At 67.7% G+C, this 12,392-nt stretch carries 12 protein-coding genes; 7 read left to right on the top strand and 5 right to left on the bottom strand.

The annotated features are described in order from the left end of the window. Positions 1 to 26 precede the first annotated feature (26 nt). The 5 genes from FBY28_RS07530 to FBY28_RS07505 all read left to right on the top strand — a co-directional run bounded on the left by FBY28_RS07530 (position 27) and on the right by FBY28_RS07505 (position 5,122). Complete coding sequence (locus FBY28_RS07530; protein ID WP_141865567.1) at positions 27 to 1,484, top strand: glycine hydroxymethyltransferase; 1,458 nt, start codon at positions 27 to 29, stop codon at positions 1,482 to 1,484. Positions 1,485 to 1,562: 78 nt separating this feature from the next. Continuing rightward, on the top strand, positions 1,563 to 2,393 hold the full coding sequence (locus FBY28_RS07525) for an acyl-ACP desaturase (RefSeq protein WP_141865565.1): 831 nt from the start codon (positions 1,563 to 1,565) through the stop codon (positions 2,391 to 2,393). A gap of 268 nt (positions 2,394 to 2,661) precedes the next feature. Then, entirely contained in the window at positions 2,662 to 3,909 is a 1,248-nt protein-coding gene (gene phoH2, locus FBY28_RS07515; RefSeq protein WP_524912042.1) for an RNA 5'-3' helicase PhoH2, read from the top strand. A gap of 23 nt (positions 3,910 to 3,932) precedes the next feature. After that, positions 3,933 to 4,616 carry a polysaccharide deacetylase family protein gene (locus FBY28_RS07510; protein WP_141865559.1) on the top strand — a complete coding sequence of 228 codons (684 nt, stop codon included), beginning with the start codon at positions 3,933 to 3,935 and terminating at the stop codon, positions 4,614 to 4,616. Between the two features lie 35 nt (positions 4,617 to 4,651). After that, positions 4,652 to 5,122, top strand: coding sequence for a PRC-barrel domain-containing protein (locus tag FBY28_RS07505; RefSeq protein ID WP_141865557.1), 471 nt, complete (start codon positions 4,652 to 4,654; stop codon positions 5,120 to 5,122). Between the two features lie 73 nt (positions 5,123 to 5,195). Here the strand turns inward: FBY28_RS07505 and FBY28_RS07500 are convergent, their stop codons facing one another. Continuing rightward, positions 5,196 to 6,611 (bottom strand): class II fumarate hydratase, encoded by a 1,416-nt coding sequence (locus FBY28_RS07500; RefSeq protein ID WP_141865555.1) that lies wholly within the window; start codon positions 6,609 to 6,611, stop codon positions 5,196 to 5,198. Positions 6,612 to 6,642: 31 nt separating this feature from the next. Beyond that, entirely contained in the window at positions 6,643 to 7,671 is a 1,029-nt protein-coding gene (glpX, locus tag FBY28_RS07495) for a class II fructose-bisphosphatase (protein ID WP_019511357.1), read from the bottom strand. A gap of 56 nt (positions 7,672 to 7,727) precedes the next feature. On the opposite strand from glpX, the gene FBY28_RS07490 reads away from it, so the two are divergent. After that, complete coding sequence (locus FBY28_RS07490) at positions 7,728 to 8,387, top strand: DUF4245 domain-containing protein (protein ID WP_141865553.1); 660 nt, start codon at positions 7,728 to 7,730, stop codon at positions 8,385 to 8,387. A 34-nt stretch (positions 8,388 to 8,421) separates the two neighbouring features. Here FBY28_RS07490 and FBY28_RS07485 read toward each other — a convergent pair whose 3' ends face one another. From FBY28_RS07485 to FBY28_RS07475, 3 genes are all read right to left on the bottom strand, one after another. Continuing rightward, entirely contained in the window at positions 8,422 to 9,624 is a 1,203-nt protein-coding gene (locus tag FBY28_RS07485; protein ID WP_141865551.1) for an AI-2E family transporter, read from the bottom strand. Positions 9,625 to 9,645: 21 nt separating this feature from the next. After that, positions 9,646 to 10,404 (bottom strand): SDR family NAD(P)-dependent oxidoreductase, encoded by a 759-nt coding sequence (locus FBY28_RS07480; protein WP_141865549.1) that lies wholly within the window; start codon positions 10,402 to 10,404, stop codon positions 9,646 to 9,648. A 150-nt stretch (positions 10,405 to 10,554) separates the two neighbouring features. Further along, positions 10,555 to 11,625 (bottom strand): NAD-dependent epimerase/dehydratase family protein, encoded by a 1,071-nt coding sequence (locus FBY28_RS07475; protein ID WP_141865547.1) that lies wholly within the window; start codon positions 11,623 to 11,625, stop codon positions 10,555 to 10,557. Between the two features lie 224 nt (positions 11,626 to 11,849). On the opposite strand from FBY28_RS07475, the gene FBY28_RS07470 reads away from it, so the two are divergent. Next, positions 11,850 to 12,311 (top strand): DUF5994 family protein, encoded by a 462-nt coding sequence (locus tag FBY28_RS07470; protein ID WP_141865545.1) that lies wholly within the window; start codon positions 11,850 to 11,852, stop codon positions 12,309 to 12,311. Positions 12,312 to 12,392: the final 81 nt, after the last annotated feature.

Raw genomic sequence — 12,392 nt, 5'->3', positions numbered from 1 at the left:
CACCGGTGGGGCGATAGGCTTGCCCCATGACTGCTGATTCGTCGATCGCCGCACCCGGCACTGATTACGCCGCCACCGCCAGCGAGGCGTACCGCGCCGCGCTGAAGGTCATCGAGTCGGTCGAACCGCGGATCGCCGAGGCCACCCGCCAGGAGCTCGCCGACCAGCGTGATTCGCTCAAGCTGATCGCCAGCGAGAACTACGCCTCACCCGCGGTGCTGCTCACCATGGGGACCTGGTTCTCCGACAAGTACGCCGAGGGCACCATCGGCCACCGCTTCTACGCGGCGTGCCAGAACGTCGACACCGTCGAGGCGCTGGCCGCCGAGCATGCCCGTGAGCTGTTCGGCGCCCCGTACGCCTACGCCCAGCCGCACTCCGGTATCGACGCCAACCTGGTCGCGTTCTGGGCCATCCTGGCCACCCGCGTCGAGGCGCCGGGCCTTGCCGAACTGGGCGCCAAGCATGTCAACGACCTGTCCGAGGCGGACTGGGAGACGCTGCGCGCCAAGCTGGGCAACCAGCGGCTGCTGGGCATGTCGCTGGACACCGGCGGTCACCTCACGCACGGGTTCCGGCCCAACATCTCGGGCAAGATGTTCCACCAGCGCAGCTACGGCACCGACGCGCAGACCGGCCTGATCGACTACGCCGCCGTCCGCGCCGCGGCCAAGGAGTTCAAGCCGCTGATCCTGGTGGCCGGCTACTCCGCCTACCCGCGCCGGGTGAACTTCGCCAAGATGCGCGAGATCGCCGACGAGGTCGGCGCCACCCTGATGGTCGACATGGCCCACTTCGCCGGTCTGGTCGCGGGCAAGGTGTTCACCGGTGACGAGGATCCGGTGCCGCACGCCCACGTCACCACCACCACCACACACAAGTCGCTGCGCGGCCCGCGTGGCGGTCTGGTGCTGGCCACCGAGGAGTACGCACCGGCCGTCGACAAGGGCTGCCCGATGGTGCTCGGCGGACCGCTCTCGCATGTGATGGCCGCCAAGGCCGTGGCGCTGGCCGAGGCCCGCCAGCCCGCGTTCCGCGAGTACGCGCAGGCTGTCGCCGACAACGCCCAGTCGCTGGCCGAGGGCTTCACCTCCCGCGGCGCCCGGCTGGTCACCGGGGGCACCGACAACCACCTGGTCCTGCTCGACGTCACCTCCTTCGGGCTGACCGGCAGGCAGGCCGAGTCGGCGCTGCTGGACGCCGGTGTGGTGACCAACCGCAACGCCATCCCGGCCGACCCGAACGGGGCCTGGTACACCAGCGGTATCCGGTTCGGCACCCCGGCGCTGACCACCCGCGGCTTCGGTGCGGCCGAGTTCGACAAGGTCGCCGAGCTGGTCGTCGAGGTGCTGTCCAACACCCAGGCCGAGGGGACCTCCAAGGCGAAGTACGCCACCGCCGACGGTGTCGCCGCCCGCGTGCATGCCGCCTCGTCGGAGATGCTGGCGGCGAACCCGCTGTACCCGGGTCTGACGCTGTCGTAGTCGCGACCGTGAGGTCCGCGGCGTGACACGCGGCACGGAATTTCGGGGAACGTGTGTCGACGGGTTACAGTTACTTTCATGGCTGAGAAACCCGTTGCGAATGCGCTGACCCTCGAACTCGAGCCGGTCGTGGCGGAGAACCTGTCGCGACACCTCGCGACCGAGGAGCCCTGGTACGGGCACGATTACGTGCCCTTCGACCAGGGCGAGAACTTTGCCTTCCTCGGCGGCAAGGATTGGGACCCGTCGGATGTGACGCTGCCCAAGCCGGTCACCGACGCCTGCGAGATCCTGTTGATCACCAAGGACAACCTGGCCGGCTACCACCGCGAGCTCGTCGAGCACTTCATCCTCGAGGACAAGTGGGGCCGCTGGCTGGGCCGCTGGACCGCCGAGGAGCACCTGCACGCCGTCGCGCTGCGCAACTATCTCGTGGTCACCCGTGAGGTGGACCCCACCGCCAACGAGGACGTCCGCGTCGAGCACGTCATGAAGGGTTACCGCGCCGACCGTCTCACCCAGATCGAGACGCTGGTGTTCATGGCGTTCTTCGAGCGCTCGCACGCGGTGTTCACCCGCAATGCCGAGGCCCAGACTCCCGAGCCGGTGCTGCGCGGGCTGCTCGGGCGGATCGCCGCCGACGAGGAGCGCCACACGGTGTTCTTCGCCAACCTGGTCGGATACCTGCTGGACGGTGACAAGCGGGAAGAGACCATCGCCGCGATCGCCTCACGAGCCGCCGCCCTCGACGTCGTCGGCGGCGACATCGACGCCTACGGCGACAAGCGGGCCACGGTCGCCGAGGCGGGCATCTTCGACGAGGCCGCCAAGCGTGCGGTGGTGGCCGAGCTGATCACCTCGTGGGGACTGGCCGAGGTGCCGGAGTTACGAGAGTTCACCGGCGCGTAACCTGTTGTGCCGGTTGAGTCGGCGCGCCTGGCGGGCGGACGCCGCGGCGCGGGAGTAGCGTCGAGGTCGATGGCTAGCGAATTGCTTTGCTGTCCGGGCGGTACCGAATCTCTTCACGAGAACAGGACCGGCCCCGGTCCTGGTACCGCGCGCGCCCGCCGAAACGCCTTCGCGGGGCTCGCGGAGGTTCTAGGAGCGCCTCGTGACCGATTCGCCGATCCGGACCTACGTGCTCGACACCTCCGTGCTGTTGTCCGATCCCTGGGCAATGACACGGTTCGCCGAACATGAGGTGGTCGTCCCTCTCGTGGTTATCAGCGAGTTGGAGGCCAAACGGCACCATCACGAACTCGGCTGGTTCGCCCGCCAGTCACTACGATTGCTCGACGATCTCCGGCTGGATCACGGCCGCCTGGACCAGCCCATTCCCATCGGCACAGAGGGTGGGACGCTGCAGGTCGAGCTGAACCACAGCGACCCGAACGTGCTGCCCTCGGGCTTCCGCAACGACAGCAACGACGCCCGCATCCTGACGGTGGCCGCCAACCTGGCCGCCGAGGGCAAGTCGGTGACGCTGGTCAGCAAGGACATTCCGCTGCGGGTGAAGGCCGGCGCGGTCGGTCTGACCGCCGACGAATACCACGCCCAGGACGTCGTGACCTCGGGGTGGACCGGGATGGGTGAACTCGACGTCTCGGCCGAGGAGATCGACACGCTGTTCGCCGAGGGCGACCTGGATCTGGCCGCGGCGCGGGATCTGCCGTGTCACACCGGTATTCGCCTGCTCGCCGGGAGCTCTTCGGCGCTGGGCCGGGTCAATGCCGACAAGCGTGTGCAGCTGGTGCGAGGTGATCGCGAAGTGTTCGGCCTCCGGGGAAGGTCCGCCGAACAGCGCGTCGCACTCGATCTGCTGCTCGACGAGTCCGTCGGCATCGTCTCCCTCGGCGGCAAGGCCGGCACCGGAAAGTCCGCCCTGGCGCTGTGCGCCGGCCTGGAGGCCGTGCTGGAACGCCGCACCCAGCGCAAGGTCGTCGTCTTCCGGCCCCTCTACGCGGTCGGCGGGCAGGACCTGGGATACCTGCCGGGCAGCGAGAGCGAGAAGATGGGGCCGTGGGCGCAAGCCGTCTTCGACACCCTGGAGGGGTTGGCCAGCCCAGCGGTGCTGGAGGAGGTGCTCTCCCGCGGGATGCTGGAGGTGTTGCCCCTCACCCACATTCGCGGTCGGTCGTTGCACGACTCGTTCGTCATCGTCGACGAGGCGCAATCGTTGGAACGCAATGTGCTGCTGACCGTGCTGTCGCGGTTGGGTTCGGGATCGCGGGTGGTGCTCACCCACGATGTCGCCCAGCGCGACAACCTGCGCGTCGGCCGTCACGACGGGGTCGCCGCCGTCATCGAGAAGCTCAAGGGGCACCCGTTGTTCGCGCACATCACGCTGACCCGCAGCGAACGGTCGCCGATCGCGGCGCTGGTCACCGAGATGCTCGAGGAGATCAGCCCCAACGCGCTGCCATGAGAGTGATTTGTGGAGTCGCAGCCGTGCTGCTGGCGGCTGCGACTCCACAAATCGCAGAGGCACAGCCCGTCGACTGCGCGGTGGTCAAATGCGTCGCGCTGACCTTCGACGACGGGCCGGCAGCCCCGACCGACAGACTTCTCGACGTCCTGACCGCCAACGGTGCCGGCGCCACCTTCTTCCTGATCGGGGACAAGGTCGCCGCCGACCCGGCCGCCGCCGCGCGGATCGCCGCGGCGGGAATGGAGATCGGCAACCACAGCTGGAGCCATCCCGATCTGACCGCCATCCCGGCCGACCAGATCGCCGGCCAGCTCACCCGGGCCACCGACGCGATCGTGGCGGCCACCGGACAACGGCCCACGCTGATGCGACCGGGATTCGGCACGGTCGACGACCGGGTGCTGGCTGTGGCAGGAGAGCAGGGCCTGGCCGTCGTCAATTGGGATGTCGTGCCGTACGACTGGATTCACGATCGGGACATCGCGGCCAGCCGCGCCCTGCTGATGAGTCGGGTGCAGCCCGGGTCGGTGGTGCTGCTGCACGACATCTTCGACTCGACGGTGGATCTGGTCGAGCAGTTCTTGCCGGTGCTGCGGGCGAACGGCTACCACGTGGTCAGCGTCGGACAGCTGCTCGGCCCGCGGGCACCGGGCACCCTGTACGGCGGTGTCGAGAACGGGCCCGCGGTCAACGCGCTGCGCTGACGTTTACCGATTTCGCCGACCGGATATCCGAAGGCATGGCGACTTTGGTGGAGCAGTACGTCGGAGCGACCGTGTACGACGTGTCGGGGGAGAAGATCGGCAAGATCGACAAGCTGTTCGTCGACGACAAGACCAGGGAACCGAAATGGGCCCTGGTGCGCTCCGGGTTCCTGGGCATGTCACACGCGGTGGTGCCGCTGAAGGGCTCCCGCCGAGGTGAGGGCGCGGTCAGCGTCACGGTGACCAAGGACGCGGTCAAGGACGCACCCACCGTCCAGACTGACGAGGGCATCACCATCGACGAGGCCGACCAGCTCAGTGGGCACTACCGGCTCGACGAGGAACACCCGCAGGCCCCGGAGCCGCCGCCACCGAGCAGTCACTCCTCGGTGCTCGACATCGCTTCTGCTGCAGCGGGTATCGGCGGCACGGCGGTGAACACCGCGGCCTACACCGACACCGCTGCCGACGACGCGGTCGAGACCGCCGACATCCCGCCGCGCTGATCGCGCCCAACAGACGCGTGTGCCCCCGAAAGCCGTAGCTTTCGGGGGCACAGGCGCGTGCTCGCGGGGTGGGCTACTCGCCCGGCGCGACCTTGGCCATGGCCAGCACATCGAGGCGCTTGTCCAGCTCGGCTTCGGAGAGCTTGTCGCCGATCAGGCCGCGGTCGATCACGGTCTGGCGGATGGTCTTCTTCTCCTTCAGCGCTTCCTTGGCGACCTTGGCGGCCTCCTCGTAGCCGATGGCGGAGTTCAGCGGCGTCACGATCGACGGTGAGGACTCGGCCAGCTGCAGCAGGTGCGCGTCGTTGGCCACCAGGCCGTCGATGCACTTCTCGGCGAACAACTTCGACACGTTGGCCAGCAGGGTGAACGACTCCAGCACGTTGCGGGCCATCATCGGGATGTAGACATTGAGTTCGAACGCACCCGACAGACCGCCAACGGTGACCGCGGCGTCGTTGCCGATCACCTGCGCGGCGACCTGCGTGACGGCCTCGGGCAGAACGGGATTGACCTTGCCCGGCATGATCGAGCTACCCGGCTGCAGGTCGGGCAGCTGCAGCTCGCCGAGCCCGGTGAGCGGCCCCGATCCCATCCAGCGGATGTCGTTGGCGATCTTGGTCAGCGAGGCGGCGATCGTCTTGAGCGCACCGGACGCCTCGACAAGACCGTCACGGGCGGCCTGGGCCTCGAAATGGTCGACGCACGGCCGCAATTCGGCGATACCGGTCTCGCTGACCAGGACCTCGACCACCTTGTCGCCGAACCCGTCCGGCGCGTTGAGTCCGGTGCCGACGGCGGTGCCGCCGATGGCGAGCTCACCGAGGCGGGGCAGCGTCGCCTTGACCCGTTCGATGCCGGCCTCCACCTGCCGGGCGTAGCCGCCGAACTCCTGGCCCAGGGTCACCGGGACCGCGTCCATCAGGTGGGTGCGACCGGACTTGACGGTGGTCCGCCACTGCTTGGCCTTCGCCGCGAGCGAGGCGTGCAGCAACTCGAGCGCCGGAATGAGATGGCGCACAGCGGCTTCGGTCGCGGCGATATGGGTCGCGGTGGGGAAGGTGTCATTGGAGCTCTGCGACATGTTGACGTCATCGTTGGGGTGCACGGTCACGCCGTTGGCGGCCGCGATCGAGGCGATGACCTCGTTGGCGTTCATGTTGGAGCTGGTGCCCGAACCGGTCTGGAAGACGTCGATGGGGAACTGGTCGTCGTGGCGGCCGTCGGCGATCTCGGCGGCGGCGGCGATGATGGCGTCGGCCTTGTCGGCGGCCAGCAGGCCCAGGTCCTTGTTCACCTGCGCGCAGGCGCCCTTGAGCAGACCGAGGGCGCGGATCTGGGTGCGCTCCAGCGGCCGGAAGGAGATCGGGAAGTTCTCCACGGCCCGCTGGGTCTGGGCGCGCCACAGGGCGTTCTTGGGCACCCTGACCTCGCCCATGGTGTCGTGCTCGATGCGGTATTCGGTGTTGTCGACAGCGCTGTCGGGCATTGTGCTCCCTGTTTCGTTGAGGTGTGATCGATTACGGAAGTGGATGGGCGGCCGAGCTGTCGCCGGTGAAGTTGACCGCGGAGTACTCGTTGAGCTTGGACAGCCGGTGGTAGGCGTCGATCATCCGGACGGTGCCGGACTTGGAGCGCATGACGATCGACTGGGTGGTGCAGCCGCCGCCGAAGTAGCGCACACCCTTGAGCAGGTCGCCGTCGGTCACACCGGTGGCGCAGAAGAAGACGTTCTCGCCGGCCACCAGATCCTTGGTGGTCAGCACGCGGTCCAGGTCGTGGCCGCGGTCGAGCGCGCGCTGGCGCTCCTCGTCATCGGTGGGGGCCAACGTTGCCTGGATCTCCCCGCCCATACAGCGGATGGCGGCGGCGGCGATGATGCCCTCCGGGGTGCCACCGATGCCGACCAGCAGGTCGGTGCCGGAATCGGGCCGGCAGGCCGCGATGGCGCCGGCGACGTCACCGTCGGAGATCAACCGGATGCGGGCACCGGCCGAGCGCACCTCCTCGATCAGCTTGGCGTGCCGGGGGCGATCGAGGATGCAGACCGCGACATCGGAGACCGAGGCCTTGCGGACCTTGGCGATGCGCTGGATGTTCGCCGCGATCGGGGAGGTGATGTCGATGAAGTCGGCGACATCGGGTCCGCCGGCGATCTTGTTCATGTAGAACACCGCCGACGGGTCGAACATGGCGCCCCGCTCGGCGACCGCGAGCACCGAGATGGCGTTCGGCATGCCCTTGCTCATCAGCGTGGTGCCGTCGACGGGATCGACGGCGAAATCGCAGTCCGGTCCGTCGCCGTTGCCGACCTCCTCACCGTTGTAGAGCATCGGGGCGTTGTCCTTCTCGCCCTCGCCGATGACCACGACACCCTTCATCGAGACCGAATTGACCAGCTCGCGCATGGCGTCGACGGCGGCACCGTCCCCGCCTTCCTTGTCACCGCGGCCGACCCAGCGGCCGGCGGCCATGGCACCGGCCTCGGTGACACGGACGAGTTCGAGGGCGAGGTTGCGGTCCGGCGCTTCCCGGCGCGTAGGCGTCATAGCTGCAGATTGTCCCATTAGCGGGGTCGACTGAGGGAACTGGGATACTGGCTGTCATGAGCACCCCGGAACCTGGCCAGGACGGCGGCCGCGACGAGACCGTGGTCGTGCCCGTCGCACGACCGGCCAAGGACCGGCTGTTACACGACGGCCGCGATATGTTCTGGTCGATGGCGCCTCTCGTGGTGGCCTGTGTGGTGCTCGCCGGGCTGCTCGGCATGTGCTCGTTCCAGCCCAGCGGTCCAGGTCAGGGAGCCGTGCCCAGCTTCGACGTGCCGGCCGCCCTGAAGTCCGACGCCCAGACGCTGAAGTTGGCGGTGCGGCTGCCTGCGCTGCCCGAGGGCTGGCAGGCCAACTCCGGTGGCCGCGGCGGTATCGACGGCGGGCGCACCGATCCGGCGACCGGCCAGTCGGTGCGTGCGGTGACATCGCGGGTGGGCTACCTGGCGCCCGACGGGATGTACGTCAGCCTGACCCAGAGCAACGCCGACGAGGCCCGGCTGGTCGGCTCGATCGACGTCGAGGCGGTGCCGACCGGGGCCCAGGATGTCGACGGGGTGACCTGGGTGGTCTACGAGCCCGGCGAGGGGGAGCCGATCTGGACCACCCGGTTGTCGGGTCCGTCCCAGATCGCCATCACCGGCGCGGGTAGCCCCGACGACTTCCGCACGCTGGCCAAGGCTGTGCAGACCCAGCAGCCGCTGCCCACGAGCTGACCTCGCGCGCCGACGGTGCGTACAGATCGAGCTCTCAGCCGTTTTCGCGATCTGGTGGCACCGTCGGCGGTGGTGTCGGTGTCGTGGTCACTCGGCGGGCTCGCGCCTTGGCGATGAGTTGCCGTAGTCGGCCGGGTTCGTCGGGCTCGTCGTCGGCCTCCGTCCCCAGGTCCATCGGCACGCCCTTGTAGACCCACAGGTAGACGCTGATGGTGGTGACGATGACGATCATCACGACCGGCCCGATCACGATGCCGAGGAACCCGAACATCGTGATACCGGCGAAGACCGAGAGCAGCATCAGCGCCGGATCCAGCTTGGCCTCCCTGGGGACCAGGATCGGACGCAGCACATTGTCGATATTGGTCACCACGATGACGTGGAAGGCGATGACGAAGATGCCGCCGATCACGTTGCCGAACAGCACGAGGCCGATACCGAACGGGATCGTCACGATGCCGCTGCCCAGCGGGATCACCGACAGCGCCGACAGCAGGATCGCGAAGATGAAGAAGCCGTCGTGAAAGCCCGCGATGTAGATCGAGATGGCGCCCGCGACGCCCTGGACCACCGCGATGACGAACTGTCCGCGCACGGTGCCGCGGACCATGGCGGCCATCTTGGCCAGGTAGAGATCGGTGGCCTCCTCGCCGAGCGGGTTGAGGCGGCGGATCAGCAAGCGCAGCTCGTCGCCGTTGACCAGCAGCGAGATGAACACGTAGAGGAAGATGATCGCCGCGGTCAGGCCGCCGAACAGGCCGCCGAGGGCGCCCTGCAGGAAATGCAGACCCCATTCACCGGCGCGCTGGGCGAAGGTCACCACCCAGTGCTGCACCTGATCGGTGGTGATCTCGGTGCTCTTCATGAACGGCACCTTGTCGAGCAGGGTGTTGACCGCTTTGAGGGTCTTGTCGCCGAGTCCACTGAGGTCGGTGCGGCCCACCCAGTCGGACACGCTTCGGATCATGTTGCTTATCTGCATCACGCCGAAGGCCACCGCGCCGCAGATCGGAATGATCACGACGGCCAGCGCGGTCAGCAGCGTCAGCGTCGCCGACATGCTGGAACTGAACCGGGCGGTCAGGCGGTCATACAGCGGGTTGAACAGATAGGCCACCACCGCGGCGACCACGATGAGGATGAAGAAGCCGCGCAGGAAATAGGCGCCGAACACCAGGGCGATGACGGTCGCGACAGCCAGGGCCCGCTTCTGGCTGAGAGTGAACTCAGTTTTCACGGCTCTATTTGACCGGTTGATTCACTGTTGCGCGAGCTTCGCGATGTGACCGAGCAGATCCGGGTAGCGCAACATGTGCGAGCCACCGTTGAGGTCGAGCACCTCACCGGTCAGCCAGGAGGACCTGGTGAGGAAGACGACCGCCTCGGCGATGTCCGCAGGCGTGCCCGCCCGGCCCAGCGGCGTGTTCTCCACGTACTCCTCGACGACACCGGGAATCAGTGCCGCCCCCTCGGTCAGCGGGGTGTGCACGAATCCGGGTGCGATGGCGTTGACCCGGATTCCGCGCGGTGCGAACTCCAGCGCGGCGACCTGGGTGAGCATCGACAGCCCGGCCTTGGCCGCGCAGTAGGCGCTCATCCCGGCGGCCGGCTGGCGACCGTTGAGCGAGGACATCGAGATCAGCGAGCCGCCCTCGGTGAGGTGTCTGCCCGCGTACTTGGCGACGATGAACGCACCGTTGAGACAGACGTCGATGACGTCACGGAAGTCCTGCACCGCGAGGTCGACGATGAGACCGATGGTGGAGAACCCGGCGCAGCTGACGACTGCCTGCACGGGACCGACACTGTCGAAAAGCGTTGCCACCGAGGCCTCGTCGACGACGTCGACTTTTGCGGCCCGGTGTGGGTCGCCGAGTTCGGCGGCGCGGGCTTGTGCGCCGTCGCCATTGCGGTCGGCGATGACGACGCGGTAGCCCTCGGTTGCCAGCGCCTGCGCGGACGCCCAGCCGATACCGGAGGCGCCGCCCACGACGATCGCCGTTCTGTCTTTGCTCATGCCTCGTCTTCCGTTCGCTCCGGTCCTCGCTCGTTCCTCGCTGCGATCCTCACTCGCGGTCGACTTCGGGTGCTCATGCCTCGTCTTCCGTTCGCTCCGGTCCTCGCTCGTTCCTCGCTGCGATCCTCACTCGCGGTCGACTTCGGGTGCTCATGCCTGCGCTCCGTCCGGTCGGGGATCGCCCCACTTCTCTGTGATGGCCGCCCACGGGTCGGCGTATCTGCGTCCGCTGCCGTGATTGGGGCTCACTCTGGTCAAGATCTGTTTGGCCAGCGGTGCCACCAGCCGCAGCAGCGGCCGTTTGATGCCGGCGTTCTCGGCCGTCTCGATCAGCATGTCCGGCCACGAATGTTGTTGGAATCGGAGCACTTCTTGGGCTCGGGTGGTGTCCATCCAGTCGGTGTTGAACCAAGCGGCGTCGTTGCCGGGGTCGCCCTTGAGCCCGGTCGGCAGCCCGCCGACCAGACCCAGCGCGGCGGCCATCGCCGGTGCGATGTCCCCCTGGACGAGCCGATGGGTGGCGTCATCGCCACCGACCAGCAGGGTCTCACCGACGGCGTCGGCGGTGGTGGCGGCGGCGAAGGCGCGGGCCACGTCGCGCACGTCGACGGTCTGGATCCGGCCGTCGATGGGCAGCATCGCCTCGAAGGAGAAGTTGTCGAGCTTCATATAGGACCCCGGGTCGGCCGTCAGCACGCCGCCCAGACGCAGGATCACCCAGTCCAGATTCGAGGTGCGCACGATCTTCTCGGCCTTGACCTTGTGCTCGCCGTAGATATCGGCCGGATTGACGGGCGTGTCCGCGGTGAGCACGCCATCGACGGTGTGCGGGTTGCGTGAGCCGTATACCGCGATGCTGGAGGCGAGAACGAATCGGGCTGGCTGTGAAAGCTTTTCGGCCGACCGCACCAGGCTGGCGGTGGCCTCGACGTTCACCTTCTCGGCAAGACCGCGACGCTGGTAGATGAAGGGCGGAATGATCGCCGCCAGGTGGATGATCGCTGCGGGTTCGGTCTGCGTCACCAGCGCCCCGACGGCCGCGGGGTCGGTCAGGTCGGTCCAGCGCACCGTCACCCCGGCGGGAAGGGATTCGGCGGCTTTGCGATTGGGCGCATTGTCCAGATCGGTGGCCACGACGCGGCGCCCGTCTGCGGCCAACCGGCGAACGGTCGCGGAGCCGACCAACCCGAAGGCCCCGGTCACCAGCACGGTATCGGTCATCACAACCCCATCAGCCGCCGGACAGAACGCCTGTCACAGTAGCGAACAAGATCGTGGTTGGTTAGGCAGTCTTAGGAACTTTTTCGACGCGTGGCGATGCATCAGATCGGTTGCGGGTCGCGCGGGACCGCACGGGAGCCGATCGATCGGGCTACCCTGGTTGTAGTCGTGGGTTTCTCGCGTGCCCGATTCATCGGTTGCCGTCTGCGATTGCTCTGATAGTGATGGGAGCATCGCCGGTGGTCGATGTCGAATGTCAGCCCGATACCCGACTCGCGATCTGCGGGCGCACTGACGTACAGGGCAGCGTCGACGGCGCGTGGTGGCCGCCGAACTATGACTTGCGGACCGAACTGCCGGACCTGGTATCGGTGATGGGCCGCTGGTTGGGCCCCGTGCGCCGAGTTCTGTACGACGCCAGTGTGTTTCCTGCGGCCCCCGCGCGGGTGATCCGTGGCGGCGCGGCGATAACGGTTGATCGATACTCCATGGTGGCGCCGGACACGCTGTACTTGGTCGGTAGCCACTCGCGCACCGCGTTGCTGTGGGTGATGCCACCGCAGACGCCGGCGACCGATGCGCGCACACTGCTCGCCACCGTTGCCGAGGCGGCGACGCCCATGACTGTCCGGCGGTTGCGCGCGATCGTCGGCGGAGATCCCCTGAACTGTGAACGGATGGGGTGAGTTTGGCTTCCCGGTGCGGCGTCACGTACCCTTGTTGGCAAGCTTCCCCGGTTCTGTAGACTCCGTGCGGGAAGCCAGAGG

The sequence above is a fragment of the Arthrobacter sp. SLBN-53 genome, assembly GCF_006715585.1.
Classification (GTDB): domain Bacteria; phylum Actinomycetota; class Actinomycetes; order Mycobacteriales; family Mycobacteriaceae; genus Mycobacterium; species Mycobacterium neoaurum_A.
Note: the sequence above shows the minus strand (reverse complement) of the source record. Positions and strands in the feature narration are given on the sequence as shown.

Bases quoted from the DNA above. Each gene is read 5' to 3' on its own strand.
- FBY28_RS07500 (WP_141865555.1), bottom strand. From the start codon at position 6,611: ATGCCCGACAGCGCTGTCGACAACACCGAATACCGCATCGAGCACGAC.
- FBY28_RS07505 (WP_141865557.1), top strand. From the start codon at position 4,652: ATGGCGACTTTGGTGGAGCAGTACGTCGGAGCGACCGTGTACGACGTG.
- glpX (WP_019511357.1), bottom strand. From the start codon at position 7,671: ATGACGCCTACGCGCCGGGAAGCGCCGGACCGCAACCTCGCCCTCGAA.
- phoH2 (WP_524912042.1), top strand. From the start codon at position 2,662: ATGACACGGTTCGCCGAACATGAGGTGGTCGTCCCTCTCGTGGTTATC.
- FBY28_RS07480 (WP_141865549.1), bottom strand. From the start codon at position 10,404: ATGAGCAAAGACAGAACGGCGATCGTCGTGGGCGGCGCCTCCGGTATC.
- FBY28_RS07470 (WP_141865545.1), top strand. From the start codon at position 11,850: ATGGGAGCATCGCCGGTGGTCGATGTCGAATGTCAGCCCGATACCCGA.
- FBY28_RS07475 (WP_141865547.1), bottom strand. From the start codon at position 11,625: ATGACCGATACCGTGCTGGTGACCGGGGCCTTCGGGTTGGTCGGCTCC.
- FBY28_RS07490 (WP_141865553.1), top strand. From the start codon at position 7,728: ATGAGCACCCCGGAACCTGGCCAGGACGGCGGCCGCGACGAGACCGTG.
- FBY28_RS07530 (WP_141865567.1), top strand. From the start codon at position 27: ATGACTGCTGATTCGTCGATCGCCGCACCCGGCACTGATTACGCCGCC.
- FBY28_RS07525 (WP_141865565.1), top strand. From the start codon at position 1,563: ATGGCTGAGAAACCCGTTGCGAATGCGCTGACCCTCGAACTCGAGCCG.